This is a genomic window from Nitrospira sp., from assembly GCA_035968315.1.
Classification (GTDB): Bacteria; Nitrospirota; Nitrospiria; order Nitrospirales; family Nitrospiraceae; genus Nitrospira_D.
On record JAVYIN010000003.1, the window covers coordinates 67,043 to 80,678 of the forward strand.

At 60.5% G+C, this 13,636-nt stretch carries 13 protein-coding genes; 7 read left to right on the plus strand and 6 right to left on the minus strand.

Annotation, left to right across the window (positions count from 1 at the left end; translation table 11 throughout):
- Positions 1-71 precede the first annotated feature (71 nt).
- Together RI101_02245 and RI101_02250 are read left to right on the plus strand one after the other, a co-directional pair.
- Positions 72-1,028 (plus strand): GTP-binding protein, encoded by a 957-nt coding sequence (locus tag RI101_02245; GenBank protein ID MEC4888856.1) that lies wholly within the window; start codon positions 72-74, stop codon positions 1,026-1,028.
- A 180-nt stretch (positions 1,029-1,208) separates the two neighbouring features.
- The gene (locus tag RI101_02250) at positions 1,209-3,611 is read left to right on the plus strand and encodes a PAS domain S-box protein (GenBank protein MEC4888857.1); all 2,403 of its coding nucleotides are present in this window, start codon (positions 1,209-1,211) and stop codon (positions 3,609-3,611) included.
- On the opposite strand, the gene RI101_02255 is transcribed toward RI101_02250, so the two are convergent.
- From RI101_02255 to RI101_02270, 4 genes are all read right to left on the minus strand, one after another.
- Positions 3,604-4,161, minus strand: coding sequence for a phosphatase PAP2 family protein (locus RI101_02255; protein MEC4888858.1), 558 nt, complete (start codon positions 4,159-4,161; stop codon positions 3,604-3,606). The two genes, RI101_02250 and RI101_02255, sit on opposite strands and share 8 nt — an antisense overlap.
- Positions 4,162-4,239: 78 nt before the next feature.
- On the minus strand, positions 4,240-4,674 hold the full coding sequence (locus tag RI101_02260; GenBank protein ID MEC4888859.1) for an energy transducer TonB: 435 nt from the start codon (positions 4,672-4,674) through the stop codon (positions 4,240-4,242).
- A 181-nt stretch (positions 4,675-4,855) separates the two neighbouring features.
- A complete protein-coding gene (locus RI101_02265) occupies positions 4,856-7,273 on the minus strand; it encodes a TonB-dependent receptor (protein MEC4888860.1) in 2,418 nt (805 codons plus the stop codon).
- 90 nt (positions 7,274-7,363) lie between these two features.
- On the minus strand, positions 7,364-7,690 hold the full coding sequence (locus tag RI101_02270; GenBank protein ID MEC4888861.1) for a hypothetical protein: 327 nt from the start codon (positions 7,688-7,690) through the stop codon (positions 7,364-7,366).
- Positions 7,691-7,882: 192 nt separating this feature from the next.
- Between RI101_02270 and RI101_02275 the strand changes: the two genes are divergently transcribed.
- On the plus strand, positions 7,883-8,941 hold the full coding sequence (locus tag RI101_02275; GenBank protein ID MEC4888862.1) for a 3-deoxy-7-phosphoheptulonate synthase: 1,059 nt from the start codon (positions 7,883-7,885) through the stop codon (positions 8,939-8,941).
- Positions 8,942-8,980: 39 nt separating this feature from the next.
- Complete coding sequence (locus tag RI101_02280) at positions 8,981-9,760, plus strand: TatD family hydrolase (GenBank protein MEC4888863.1); 780 nt, start codon at positions 8,981-8,983, stop codon at positions 9,758-9,760.
- On the opposite strand, the gene RI101_02285 is transcribed toward RI101_02280, so the two are convergent.
- Positions 9,747-10,262, minus strand: coding sequence for an NYN domain-containing protein (locus tag RI101_02285; GenBank protein ID MEC4888864.1), 516 nt, complete (start codon positions 10,260-10,262; stop codon positions 9,747-9,749). The two genes, RI101_02280 and RI101_02285, sit on opposite strands and share 14 nt — an antisense overlap.
- 121 nt (positions 10,263-10,383) lie before the next feature.
- On the opposite strand from RI101_02285, the gene RI101_02290 reads away from it, so the two are divergent.
- From RI101_02290 to RI101_02300, 3 genes are all read left to right on the plus strand, one after another.
- Positions 10,384-11,670 (plus strand): N-acetylmuramoyl-L-alanine amidase, encoded by a 1,287-nt coding sequence (locus RI101_02290; protein ID MEC4888865.1) that lies wholly within the window; start codon positions 10,384-10,386, stop codon positions 11,668-11,670.
- Positions 11,671-11,698: 28 nt separating this feature from the next.
- The gene (gene truA / locus RI101_02295) at positions 11,699-12,433 is read left to right on the plus strand and encodes a tRNA pseudouridine(38-40) synthase TruA (GenBank protein ID MEC4888866.1); all 735 of its coding nucleotides are present in this window, start codon (positions 11,699-11,701) and stop codon (positions 12,431-12,433) included.
- Between the two features lie 69 nt (positions 12,434-12,502).
- A complete protein-coding gene (locus RI101_02300) occupies positions 12,503-12,814 on the plus strand; it encodes a PsiF family protein (GenBank protein ID MEC4888867.1) in 312 nt (103 codons plus the stop codon).
- Between the two features lie 169 nt (positions 12,815-12,983).
- Here RI101_02300 and cysE read toward each other — a convergent pair whose 3' ends face one another.
- Complete coding sequence (gene cysE / locus RI101_02305; protein MEC4888868.1) at positions 12,984-13,634, minus strand: serine O-acetyltransferase; 651 nt, start codon at positions 13,632-13,634, stop codon at positions 12,984-12,986.
- Positions 13,635-13,636: the final 2 nt, after the last annotated feature.

Below are 13,636 nucleotides of genomic sequence, written 5' to 3' on the forward strand. Positions count from 1 at the left end.
CCTTTCCACCAGCCCCTCTCACCCGGTAGAATGTGATTCCTGTCAGGCACCTGTTACCCGTGGGATCATTCATGACATCTGCTCCCGTTCCGTTCTATCTCCTCTGCGGCTCGCTCGGCGCGGGCAAGACTACGCTGCTGATGCGGCTGCTGGAATATTGGAAACAGCAGGGACGCCGCGTGGGCGTGCTGATGAATGAGGCGGGCGAGATCAGCATCGACGGGCCGCGCGCCGGCACCATCGCCGAGCAGGTCATGAACCTCGCCGGCGGCTGCGTCTGCTGCGATACCAAAGAAGATCTCTCCTGGGGGATCGCCCAACTGGTGCGCGATACGGGCGCGGACCTCTTGATCTTGGAATGTTCAGGGCTCGCCGATCCGGCCGAAGTGATCGATGCGGTCACAGACCTCTATACCGCCCGTCTCGCCACATTGGAACGGGTGATCGCCCTCCTGCATCCCATTGCCAGCGAGACCAGCCACTCCAGCCAATACGTCACCACGCAAGCGATTCGTTGCGCGGACGAACTCATCCTCAACAAGCAGGATCTCTACGTGCCCGGCCATTGGGAAGAGTTCAAGCGCGGGATCGTGGCACAAAACCCCTATGCCCGGCTTTGGGAAACCGCCCACGCCCGCATCGACCCCGCCGCTTTGCTGGCTCCTATCCAAACCAACCGCCCCACGGCCCGGACAAATGTCGCATTTGGCGCACCTCGCCCCTCAGGCTCATCCCAGCGGGCGGACTACCATCCCATCGCCACGACCGTACGGCTCCCACGCCCCCTGAATCGTGAACGCTTTCAAGCCTGGAGCAACGCCCTGCCCAAGGAACTCGAACGCGCCAAAGGCTTCTTCCGATTTGAGCACGAACCGGAGTTGCAGGAATTCCAGTACGCCCCGCCGGGACAAGCTACCGTGACCCCTATCATGCTGCTCGACGAACCCAATCCGGCCATTGTGCTCATTGGGCGCGGCTTCGATCATGAACAATGCCAGGCTCGCCTGCTGGCCTGTATGACGTCGTGACACATAAGACGTGAACAGCGACCCGTGGGTTGAGGCAATGCCTCTCTCCAAAACCTGTTCCCCTGCACGAGCCGCCGATTTTGATTTGTCTCCCGCGGAACGCAATGGTAGGATGCTCCTCCGTGAGGGTCAGGCCGGGCTCATGGAGACTGCGGCATGCACGAGATAAAGGATAGCCCGATGGCAGACCCTCAGGATTCCCCTTCCGACCAACAGGGCGACGACCTCTTCCGGCTCGTCGTCGATGCCGCACCGAACGGGCTGCTCCTCACCAACCAGGACGGCCGCATCATCCTGGCCAATGCAGAAATCGAACGGATGTTCGGGTATCGGGGCGAAGAACTGGCCGGCCAATCCGTTGAACTGTTGATGCCCACCCGGTTTTCTCCTGACCATACGCGCCATCGGCACAGCTTTAACCAAGCCCCAACCGCGCGCGCCATGGGCGTCGGCCGCGATTTGTACGGACGGCGCAAGGACGGTGCTGAATTCCCCATCGAGATCGGCCTCAACCCGGTCTCGCTCCCCAGCGGCATGCACTATTTGGCCTCGATCATCGACATCACGGCACGCAAGCAAAGCGAGCAGGATCTCCGGCAATCCCATGCGGAACTGGAACGCCGCGTGCAGGAGCGCACCGCCGAGCTCGTCACCATCAATGCGGCCTTGCGCGAGGGGGAAGAGCGCTACCGCCTCCTGGCCGACGCCACCTTCGACGGCATCGCCATCCATCACCAGGGCATCATCATCGAAGCCAACCCTGGGCTGGAACGGATGTTCGGCTATGCGCCGGGCGAACTCCTCGGAACTCCCATCCTGAACCTGGTGGACGAGGAGGCCCGCGAGAAGGTCGCCGGCGGCGAGCACAACCCCTGCGAATGCATGGGCCGCCGCAAAGACGGCTCCACCTTTGCAGAAGAAGTGATCGTCAAACCCTACCGATACAAAAGCCAGGACATGCATCTCGTGGCTATCCGCGACATCACCGAACGCAAGCGCGCGGAGAAAGCCCTGCAATCGGCCTATCAACAGCTCAGCTTCCATATCGAGAACACGCCGCTGGCCGTCATCGAATGGACGGCGGACTTTCGCCTGCAACGCTGGTCCCCTCAGGCGGAAAAGATATTCGGATGGCCGGCCAAGGACGTGGAAGGGAAATATCACCACGAATGGCGGTTCGTCTTCACCGACGACAAGGAGGCCTTGCACAGCGTCATCGAGCGGCTGATGAAGGGCCGCGAACGCCAGAACATCTATCGGGGGCGCCAATACACCAACGCCGGCGGCGTCGTCCATTGCGTCTGGCACAACTCGGTCTTGACGGACGAGCGCGGCGCGGTCGTCTCGATCATGTCGCTGATCCAGGATTTATCCGGGCAAGTCCGGCTGGAGCAGCAATTCCATCAAGCCCAGAAGATGGATGCCATCGGACGCCTCGCAGGCGGCATCGCGCACGACTTCAACAATTTATTGACGGTCATCAACGGCTACAGCGATCTGGCCCTCACGAACCGCAGCATTCCGCCGCGTGTCCAAAACGGGCTGCAGCAGATTCTCAATGCCGGCCATCGCGCCGCCGCGCTCACGCATCAACTGCTGGCCTTCAGCCGCCAGCAGGTCATGCAGCCGCAGGTCCTGAACGTCAACTCCATCGTCGTCAACATGGAGAAGCTGCTGCGCCGCCTGATCGGCGAAAACATCAAGCTGATCTGCCGGCTGGACGAGAAGATCGGCCGCATCAAAGCCGATCCCGGCCAAATCGAACAAATCGTGATGAACCTGGCCGTCAACGCTCGCGATGCCATGCCGCACGGCGGGCAGCTGATCATCGAAACCCAGCATGTGGAACTGGACGACGCCTTTCTCTCCGCGCAGGCACCGGCATTGTCCCCCGGCTCGTATGCCATGCTGGCGATCCAGGATACCGGCATCGGCATGGATGAAGCCACGCTCCTGCGCATCTTCGAACCGTTTTTCACGACGAAGGGACCGGGAAAAGGCACGGGGCTCGGCTTGGCGACCGTGCATGGGATTGTGCAGCAGAGCAACGGGTTGATTACCGTCTCCAGCCAGGTCGGGCAGGGCACCAGATTTCAGATTTACTTCCCGCGCGTCACGGGCACGGTCCAGCAGCCCTCGAAAACGGCGCTTCCCCAGGCGGCGGTCAGAGGGTCCGAGACCGTCCTCCTGGTGGAGGACGAGCCGATCGTGCGAGCCTTCGCCCGCCAAGTGCTGACGGACCATGGCTACGCCGTGCTGGAAGCGGCCACCGCCGAAGAAGCCCTCTTTTTGAGCAACGGCTACGACAACACCATTCATCTCTTGCTGTCCGATGTGGTGCTGCCCTCGGGCGGCGGGCCGCTCCTCGCCAAACACTTGCGCAATCAACGGTCCACGATCAAAGTGCTGTTGATGTCGGGCTACATCGATCGCGGCTTCAGCATCGCCGACAACCTGGCCGATACGACGCCATTCATCCAGAAACCCTTCACCCAGGAAGTACTGCTGCAAAAAATCCGTAGCGTGCTCGACACACCGGAAACGAACTCGGACTCCGCCCAACAGCTGTCCTGGCTTACCTAATCCGAGGCTCAGCAGCGGCCCGGAACCGCGGCCACTGGAGCAGCGCCCAGGCGATACCGCCACCGATCAGGCTGCCGAGCGCCCAACCGCCCAACACGTCGGTTACATAGTGGGCGCCGATATAGACACGGGAGAACCCCACCAGCGCGACGATCGGCCAGCTGATCCAGCCGGTTTTTGGATAGAGCACCTGGAGGAAGGCCGCTGCGGCAGCCGTGTTCATCGCATGGTTGGAGGGGAAGCTGAAGAGCCGCCCGCAGGCGCCTCCCCCGACGACAATGGCTTCATGCAGCGCCTGACAGGGCCGCACACGCGCGAAGGCCCACTTCAGCTGCCCGCCCAGAAAATCCGACAACCCGATCGCGCCGGCCAAAAACGGACTGCCTAGCAACGCCTCCCACCGACGGCGCAAGATCCAATAGGCCAGCGCGCAGGCCACCGGCAGATAGAGGGAGCTGGTGGCGCTGAGACGAAGAAAGAGATGATCGAAGAATTCCGATCGGCCTGCTAACCCATTGATAGAGAGAAAGAGGGATTCGTCAAGGCTCATACAGAATCACTGGCGTGGGGGATGACCGGCATTACTCGCTTCCCCCTTGCCATGCGCCCCATGCCTCTCGCCTTTCACTTACTTTGTCCGAAAGTGGATGCGAACGGTCAACTCCCCGTCGATCACGTCATCGCCCTTCATCTGGGGGTCGAACGTCCATTTCTTCAGCGCGGCAATGCCGGCAGCGGTCAGTTCACGATGCTTGGCAGGCTCCAATACCACGACGGTCACCTTGGACTCCTTCGACACCAGCACCCTGGCTTTCATCCAATCGTCGAGTTCCTGTCCATCGAGGGATGGCGGCACCGCCGGCCAGGGCGTCGCTTTCGCCACCGGCCCCAGCTGCTGGTCCTTGTTGAGCGACAACCCGTGCACATGCACTTCCGGCAGCTCAAGCATATCCTCCTGATGGTCCGACGCATGCGTCGCCTCATCGCCAGCCGCCGCCAATACGGCAGCCGGGAGGCAAAAATAGAATCCGAGCACCACTATCCTGAAGTAGGATATGTTCATCGTAACCACACCTCTCATCCCCATCCCTATCTTCCTCAAAAGCTTTCTCATACTATCAGATGCCCAACAAGGTCATCCAGCAAGGCCGCAGGGAGCCCGCCGACTGAGGCGTACCCTTGCGGTACGTCGCAGGGAGACGGGCGACTGAGAACGATGCTGGGGACCTTATTGAGCATCTGAATTAGAAGAACCATTGGCCGCGAAAGAAGAACGACCGTGGCATCCCCGCGTGCGAGACGCCCAAGCCAATGCTCCCTTCGCCGCGATTGATGTAGTACTTCTGATCGAACAGATTGACCACATCGAATCCGAGCACAAACTTCTGCCCGTCCCACGGCAACGGAATCACATGTGTAATCGACGTATTGAAGACGGTATAGGACTGGCTATGGGTCGAATTTGTCTTCGCATCCTCATCCGCCGCCGTCCGCAGCCCCGAGCCGAACAGCATCTGCCCGCTCACGGTCGTCCGCTCCTGAAAGCGATAGCTGACCAGAGCCGAACTCGTGATCATCTGCGTATGGTCACAAAACACTCCGCCGGGCGAATTGACATCCCCAATCTCTTTCGCGTCCAGCAAAAAATGCCCCGATTGGAGTCCGTAGCCTTTGCACTGGCCCCAAGCCGTGTTCAGCCGGGCCGTCAGATTGTCCATCACCTGGAGCTTCAACGCGCCGTCGATGCCCCGCTGCCATCCATAGTTAAAGGCAAAGTAGTTCAATAACGGGGTCGTGCCGAACTGCCCGGCGTCGGACAGATTGCGGGCCAGCTTGTAGTAGCCCGTCAGCTCAAACGTGGCCCAACTGGACAGCGCATGGTAACTGCCGATTTCGAAGTAATGCGCGCGCTCGGCTTTGGGCGCGATATTCGTCGTATCCTCCGGTGCCGCTTTCGTGCCGGCGGTATTCAGCTTCGCAAAGGAAATGGCCTCCAAATTCGGCGGCGTGAACATTCGCCCATAGAACACATGGAATACGTTCGATTGGCTGGCCTTGTACGTCGCGCCGAGCCGCGGGCTCAGCTGCGCCTCGTCCCGTTGATACTGCACGACATCCCCGCGCAATCCCAGATTGAAGGTCCACCGGTCGTTGGGCGTCCATTGGTCCTGAATCCAGAATTCCTGCCGGTAGCCGATGAGGCGATTGTCGGCATTGCGACCGATGACATTGCCCGTCGGATTTCCCGCGCCGTCATCCAGGAAGGTTGAGAGCCTGGTCTTGTTGACGGCCTGCGTCCGGTCGACTTGGAAGCCCGTCTTAATCAAATGCTCTTTGCTGTGGACATAGGTGTAGTCCAGGCGAAGGCCGCCCGAGTAGGCCGTGCGATCCTGGCTGCCGGCGGAAAAGGGCTCCGTCTCGTCCGGCACGTAGGCAAGCACGTTCAGCGGATCGGTCTTGAAAGTGGCTCGGGTGTGCCGGAAGTAGCCCGCCAGGCTGAAGAACTGATTCGACGACACGTCATGCCGCCAGACCAGATGCGCATACTGGTTCTGCTCCTGCTGATTTTCATCGACCATTTCCGACGGCACGGCCGAGAACCCCGCCGGCAGCAAGCCGGTGATCGCCGCGTTCCTCGTCTGGCCCGGCATCGTGGGAATCTGGTATTTCGCGACGGAGTTCAAAAACAGCACCGTGAAGTTGTTCGTATTGTCGTGCTGATAGTCGCCGCGAAACATGGTCTGATTCCGCTCGCTCTGCCCGTGAAAGATCGAATGGCCGAGCGTCGGCGGCTCGATGCCGCGATTGGTCGCGGTGTGACTGTTGAGAATGTAATAGCGGAATTTTTCTCCGACCGTCCCGCCATACTCGAACGAGGGATTAACCGTGCGGTTGGATCCGCCGAACATCTGCAGCGATCCGAATCCCGGCTTGGTGCCGCTCTTGGTCGTAATATCGATCAGCGCGGCCGCCTTGTTGCCGACGTTGGCTTCCATGCCGCCGAGCACAATGTCCGCGCGCTCCCACGAGCGGGGTGAAATGACATCGGAAAATGTGGACGAGACCGTCTCCGGAATCGGGACACCGTCGATGCGCAGCTGCAGATTGGCATGGTCCTGCCGGATATGGACTTGCTTAAGAGAGCCATAGACCGCGCCGGGAATCGTCAGCAACACATCGTGCAGTTCGTTATTGTTGCCGCGCGGCAGCGCCTCGATATCCTTGCGGCTCACCGAATAGGTTTCGCTCGACGCCTTGTATTGAATAGGCGGAAGCGGCGACACCACCTCCAGGGCAATCTCCCTGGTTTTTGACAGCGTCAATATGACCGGCTTCGGCGGCTCCAGCCCCAGCACCAGAACGATATATTCGCTTCGGTAGGTCTCTTGCACGGCGCTCACCGAGTAGGTCGCATTCGCCGGAACCGAGACCGAGAACTCACCGGCGTCATTCGACACCGCCGTCGCCACCAGCCCGCCTTCCTGATCCTTCACCTCCACCACCGCTTGCCCGACCCGGCGAAGGTCCTGGTTCTGGACCGTCCCGCGAATCATGTTGGCCCCTTCCCCCTCTGCTCCATGAGCGACGGATGGACCCGCACATACACCGGTCAGGCTTCCGACAATCAATCCGGCACAGAGATGAAACCATGCGCGCCGCATACACAGCCTCCACATTCAACATCGAAATAGAATAGAGACCGGCCCCCGGCACAGACTGCGCCGAACCCGGTACAACTCGTTGAAGGGAATTTAGCGACGCGGGGGAGCGCGGGAAGGACCGACGGAGGCAACATCGAGAGAGAGTAAGACCGACTCAGCCGGAAGCGCTCGATGCCAGACCAGCTCACAAAAGACCAGCCTGGGAGCATCAATATCCACAGATCCGGCGGTATGGTGCTGGACCCACTGGCAGAGATCGGTGTCGGAATGCTCATGGCCGTCGTGATCTGCTGCGGCCAGTTCGTGATGGACATCCTGCGCCACGGCAAACGGCGCCAGCCCAAGGAGGATGACGATCATCCCCAGCGAGAGCACCGTACGGAGGAGAACCAGCATTCGAGGCAATGACGGCGTCACGAGCACTCTTGAAAACCCCTCAGACGAAGGACAACAGAACGTTGAATAACCACGAGTAACCTATCGATTGCCTCGTCTTCCTGTCAAGCGATATGGACTTTCTCAGGCATTTTCGCATATCTTAAGACATTCCCTATTGAGTCGCCCCTTAGGATCAGATGAAAGGCCGCGAGCCGCTCGCGGACAGCGATCATGAATAGACCGATCGACAATCAGCATATTCTCGAAATCAACGCGCTCCCCTCGCCGCGCGCCATCAAAACGAAGCTGCCGATCACCGATGAGGCCGCCGCGCTGGTCGTGGACACGCGCATGGCAATCCGCCGGATTCTCCATGGCCAGGATCGCGATCGGCTTCTCATCATCGTGGGCCCCTGCTCCATCCATGATCCCGGCGCCGCCTACGAATATGCCGCCAAGCTGAAGCCGGTGGCCGATGCCCTGCGCGACCGTTTGCTGATCGTCATGCGCACCTATTTCGAGAAACCCAGGACCACCGTCGGCTGGAAGGGTTTGATCAACGACCCCCATCTCGACGGCACCTGCGACATTGCCGCCGGCATGGAATTGGCGCGGACCATTCTGCTTAAGATCAATCAATCTGGGCTTCCCTGCGCCACCGAATTACTCGACCCCATCTCGCCGCAATATATCGCGGACCTGATCAGCTGGAGCGCCATCGGCGCCCGTACGACCGAAAGTCAAACCCATCGTGAGCTGGCCAGCGGCGTGTCCATGCCGGTTGGCTTCAAAAACGGCACCGAAGGCAGCCTGCAAGTCGCCGTCAATGCGATGACCTCGGCCCGCACGCCCCATCACTTCATGGGCATCAACGCCGAGGGGCAAATCTCGATCATTCGCACCGCGGGCAACCCCGACCGCCACATCGTCCTCCGGGGCGGCGGCGGCAAAACCAACTACGAAGCGGAACATGTGGCGAAAGCCGAGGCCGCCGTGGCCGGAGAAGGCATCGCGCGCCCGATCATGATCGACTGCTCGCACGATAACTCCAATAAAGACCACCGCCGCCAAGGCCTCGTCGCCCGTGACGTGCTCCGCCAGTTCCGCGAGGGACGCAACTCCATCATGGGCTTGATGCTCGAAAGCAATCTCAACCCCGGGAAACAATCCTGGAAGCAAGGCGTCACGCTCGCGCACGGCGTCTCCATCACCGACGCCTGCCTGGGCTGGGACGAGACCGAAGCGCTCTTGAACGAGCTGGCCGGATCGATCATCACCCGCCCGGCCTGACGCACAGCATCAAGGCCGCTCGCCGCACGATCCACCGCCATGCTGATCGACACCCACACGCACCTGGACGACGCCCGGTACAACGAGGACCGGGACGCGATGATCGCCCGTGCCCGTGAAGCCGGCGTGGAGCAATTCATCACCATCGGCTGCGACCTGGCCACGAGCGAATCCGCTGTGGCCCTTGCCGGCCAGCACCCCTTTGTCTATGCCTCCATCGGCGTCCACCCGCATGAAGTGAAACACATTCAAGACAACTGGTACGACGAGTTCCGCCGGCTGGCCAAGAATAGAAAGGTCGTGGCCTACGGGGAAATCGGACTGGACTACCACTACAACCACTCCTCCCCGAAAGAACAACGCGAGCGGTTCCGCGAGCAAATTCAGCTCGCGCATGAACTCCGGCTCCCCGTGATCATTCACACGCGGGAAGCCGACGCGGATACCGTGGCGATATTACGGGAAGAAAAAGCCTCGGAGGTCGGCGGGGTGTTTCACTGTTTCTCCGGCAATGCGGCACTGGCTCACGATGCGCTGGACCTCGGATTCTACCTATCGTTTTCCGGCATTCTCACGTTCCAAAACGCGACCGCCTTGCGGGATATTGCGAAGACCGTTCCGCTGGACCGGCTCTTGATCGAGACCGACTGCCCCTACCTCACCCCGGTGCCGCACCGGGGAAAACGGAACGAGCCGGCCTATGTCACACATGTGGCTGCGCAACTGGCGGCCATTCGCTCCGGCGAAGTCGGGATGGATGCCAATAAAATCGCCCTCGCCACCACTCGCAACGCCAAACGCCTCTTCAAAATCGCTTGAGCTGCCGGTTCCGCTGACGCTGGGCCTTCGGAAGCTTGCGAGGGTTTCCCTTTTTCTCCGGCCCTCGACGGGGCGCCTCATCCTCTCCGGAATCGAGTTCCTTCCCCCGCACCGTTCCCAACGAGCCGGCACGCCCTGCCAGCTTGCCCATGAACAGCGCCGCCGTCAGCGTCATCGCCCCATGCGCCCTGGCCGTCGCCATGATCTCATGGTCCGAGCTGACCACGGCGCAATCTGATCCATACTCGCGCACCAGACGCTGGATCACCTGATCGGCTTTCTCCCCCCGCCGGGAATAGACCACCTGCACCCCGGCCCGATGTTCGCGCTGCTCCACCGGATGGCCCTGCTGCCACCCGTCGAACACCACCGTCAAGGCATGCCCTTTTCGATGGCGGTACGCCGCTAAGTCTTGCAGGAGGGATTCCCTCGCCATCTCCGATCTGGACGACGCGCTCCCCCCGAGAAGGTTATAGCCATCGATGATGAGGTGGGTCGCCATGGTTCCTCACGCTACCGGGAAGATTTCCCCCCTGTCAATGCGCGTTGGAACAAGCCCAAGCCCTTGACAAGCCGGGAAACATCTGAGAATAGTTTTTATCCCTGACAGCCCTGGTAGGAACATGCGCCCACGGTCCTTCTTCTCGGCCCACACTCTGCTCCTGGCAGGCTTGCTCTGTCTGGGCAGTCTCATACCGGTTCCGTTCCAGGCTGCTTCGCACAACGCCTTTGCCGCGGCCGACGACGGCCGATCCCACCGCCCGCATAAGACCAAAGCCAAAGGGACTCCGGCCTCACTGATGCCCGCCACGGTTCAGAATGTCCGTGTCTTTTCGACCCCGGGGCGCACCAGACTCGTACTCGACCTGGATCGGCACATCAAAGCCGTGGAACACCAGGATTCAACTTCCAACGACATTCTGATTTCGCTGCCCCACACGACGATGAGCCGCTCTGCGCGCAATCGACTCACCCGCGGCGTGGTACCGGCGCCCTTTCTGATCACACAAGACGACGCTCGCTCCATCACCGTTGCCCTCGCAACCGGGGCCATCAGCCGCTACAAGCACTTTGCGCTCGAAAACCCTCCGCGGCTCGTCGTGGATGTCACCCCAGCCGCGCCCGCCTCACCGGCGACTCCGGCTCCAGCCATCGCCACACCGGAGCCCCGCGAGCCAGCGCCGGCCGCCAGTGAGCCGCCGCAACCAACCGTGCCGCAAACGAAACCGTACAAGACCATCGTGCTGGACGCCGGGCATGGGGGCAAAGATCCCGGGGCGCGCGGCCTTCATGGCACCGAGGAAAAAGATATCACCCTCAAAGTCGCCTTGCTCCTGCGCGACCTCTTGAGCAAGCAACCGGGCGTACGCGTGCTGATGACCAGGGACCAAGACGTGTTTGTCGAGCTGGGAGACCGCGCGAAGTTCGCCAACGAGCACGATGCCGATTTGTTCGTCTCGATCCACGTCAACTCCCATCCCTCCCGTGCCGTCAAAGGCATCGAGATCTACCACTTCGGACGGGCAAAGGATCAACGGGCTCTTGAGGTGGCCGCCCGAGAAAACGGCACCCCCCTCAATAGCACCGGGACCGGCGTGGAATATCTGCTCGCAGATCTGCTCACCACCAAAAAGATCGAAGAATCGCTGGAGCTGGCCTGGACGACCAAGGAATCCATGGTAGCCCGCATGAACGGCCACTATGAGATCAACGACCACGGAGTCAAAACCGCGCCGTTCTACGTCCTGCGCTATACCAGCATGCCCAGCATCCTGGCCGAGATCGCCTACATCTCCAATCCCTCGGAAGAAACGCTCCTGCGCAAGCACACGTTTGTCCGCGATGTCGCCGAGTCGCTGTTGCAGGGGGTGAAATCATTCCTGGCCTCCGGCAAACCGACGGCCCGATAACCCGCACCGCGCCCTCTCAGGCCACTCTATGCCGACGATCAAGCTGACACTGGAATACGAGGGCACACAGTACGCCGGCTGGCAGCGCCAGCTCAACCAGCCCACGATCCAGGAAGCGCTCGAAACGGCGATCAAGAACGTGACGCAACAGACGATCTCGGTCGTCGCGGCCGGACGCACCGATGCCGGCGTCCATGCGCTCGGGCAGGTCGTCAGCTTCCGGATCGATCGTGAGATGACGCCCTATGAATGGATCAAAGCCCTCAACGCCCATCTTCCGCCGGACATCTCGATCCGTGCTGTAGAATTGCCCTCAGCGGATTTTCACGCCCGGCACAAGGCCACAGGGAAACTCTACCGATACCGCATCCTGAATCGCTCCGAGCGGCCCGCGCTCGAACGGCGTGGCCTATGGCACGTCCACAGGCCGTTGCATGACGACGCCATGAACCAGGCGGCGCGCCACCTGATCGGGGTTCACGATTGTTCCTCGTTTGAAACGCAGCCCACCGAAAACGAAGATCCGATCTGCCATATCCAGCAGCTCACGATCACCCGCGACGGCCACGAACTCCGCATCGACATCTATGCCAACCGGTTTCTTAAGCAAATGGTCCGCAGCATCGTCGGCACGCTGGTGGAGGTCGGGATAGGAAGACGCCCGGCAACCAGTATGCAAGACATCCTCGCCGCCCGCGATCGCTCAAAAGCCGGCAAGACCGCGCCGCCGCAAGGACTCTATCTCGTTCGGGTGGACTACTAAAGACAGCTTCCGTTCGTTTTGCTATAGTTAAACTTATCCCCCCCTCTCATTCATGAAAGGAGATCGATAATGAAGATTGCCAGCATGATCGTGCTCTCGCTGTTTCTGGCCGTAATGGGTCTGGCGCCGATGGTCAGCGAGGCCGCTGAGCAACAGAACAAGATGAAAGCCTGCAATGAACAGGCGAATGCGAAGGGATTCGGCGAAGGAAAAGGCGAAGAGCGGAAGGCGTTTATGAAGGAGTGTCTCTCTGCGAAGCCGGTCAAAGACGGGAAGACGGCTCAGCAGGAGAAAATGAAGGCGTGCAACAAAGAGGCGGGGGAGAAACAACTGAAGGGTGACGAGCGGAAGAAATTCATGAGCACCTGCCTGTCAAACTAGAAACCGTACCGGCGCGGCTCCCGCCGCGACGGATTCCATTACAGCAGGATACTCAAAAAGGCTGTCCAGCAAGGCCGCAGGCGAATAGAAACCGGAGGCGTACCCTCAGAGGTACGTTGAGGATTTCTATGAGCCGAGAACGAAGCTGGCGGCCTTTTTCAGTATCCTGCTAGAACGGCAGTTGGGAGTCGCGACTCTCCAGCTTCTTGCGGAGTTCGATCAACTCCTGCTCAAGCGCGGCGAAGCGATCGTTGATGGGATCAGGGAGGTTCGTTTGATCCATGGTCACATCGGGCAATCGCTCGCCCTGCGTCTTGATGACGCGGGCCGGCACTCCGATGACCGTGGAGTTGGGCGGGACGTTTTTGATGACGACGGAATTCGCGCCGATTTTGACGTTGTCGCCGATTTTGATACCGCCGAGGATCTTGGCGCCTGCGCCGACGACCACGTGATTGCCCAGCGTCGGATGCCGTTTCCCGCGTTCCTTGCCGGTGCCGCCAAGCGTGACGCCTTGAAAGAGCGTGACGTAATCACCGATTTCTGCCGTCTCGCCGATCACGACGCCCATGCCGTGATCAATGAAGAACCCCGTCCCGATCTTGGCGGAAGGATGGATTTCAATGCCGGTGAGCCAACGGGCCAGTTGAGACAAGGCTCGCGGAAAGAACGGCACCCCATGGATCTTCAGCCAATGGGCAATGCGATAGATCAGCAAGGCGTGAAAACCGGCATAGGTCAGAATGACCTCCAGACGGCTCGTGGCCGCCGGGTCCCGATCGAACACGGCTTTCAGATCTTGTCGAATGGCATTTAACATGG

Coding starts and splice junctions, on each gene's coding strand:
- RI101_02275 (MEC4888862.1), top strand. CDS start 7,883: ATGAATAGACCGATCGACAATCAGCATATTCTCGAAATCAACGCGCTC.
- RI101_02285 (MEC4888864.1), bottom strand. CDS start 10,262: ATGGCGACCCACCTCATCATCGATGGCTATAACCTTCTCGGGGGGAGC.
- RI101_02255 (MEC4888858.1), bottom strand. CDS start 4,161: ATGAGCCTTGACGAATCCCTCTTTCTCTCTATCAATGGGTTAGCAGGC.
- RI101_02265 (MEC4888860.1), bottom strand. CDS start 7,273: ATGCGGCGCGCATGGTTTCATCTCTGTGCCGGATTGATTGTCGGAAGC.
- cysE (MEC4888868.1), bottom strand. CDS start 13,634: ATGTTAAATGCCATTCGACAAGATCTGAAAGCCGTGTTCGATCGGGAC.
- RI101_02245 (MEC4888856.1), top strand. CDS start 72: ATGACATCTGCTCCCGTTCCGTTCTATCTCCTCTGCGGCTCGCTCGGC.
- RI101_02300 (MEC4888867.1), top strand. CDS start 12,503: ATGAAGATTGCCAGCATGATCGTGCTCTCGCTGTTTCTGGCCGTAATG.
- RI101_02260 (MEC4888859.1), bottom strand. CDS start 4,674: ATGAACATATCCTACTTCAGGATAGTGGTGCTCGGATTCTATTTTTGC.
- RI101_02250 (MEC4888857.1), top strand. CDS start 1,209: ATGGCAGACCCTCAGGATTCCCCTTCCGACCAACAGGGCGACGACCTC.
- RI101_02280 (MEC4888863.1), top strand. CDS start 8,981: ATGCTGATCGACACCCACACGCACCTGGACGACGCCCGGTACAACGAG.
- truA (MEC4888866.1), top strand. CDS start 11,699: ATGCCGACGATCAAGCTGACACTGGAATACGAGGGCACACAGTACGCC.
- RI101_02290 (MEC4888865.1), top strand. CDS start 10,384: ATGCGCCCACGGTCCTTCTTCTCGGCCCACACTCTGCTCCTGGCAGGC.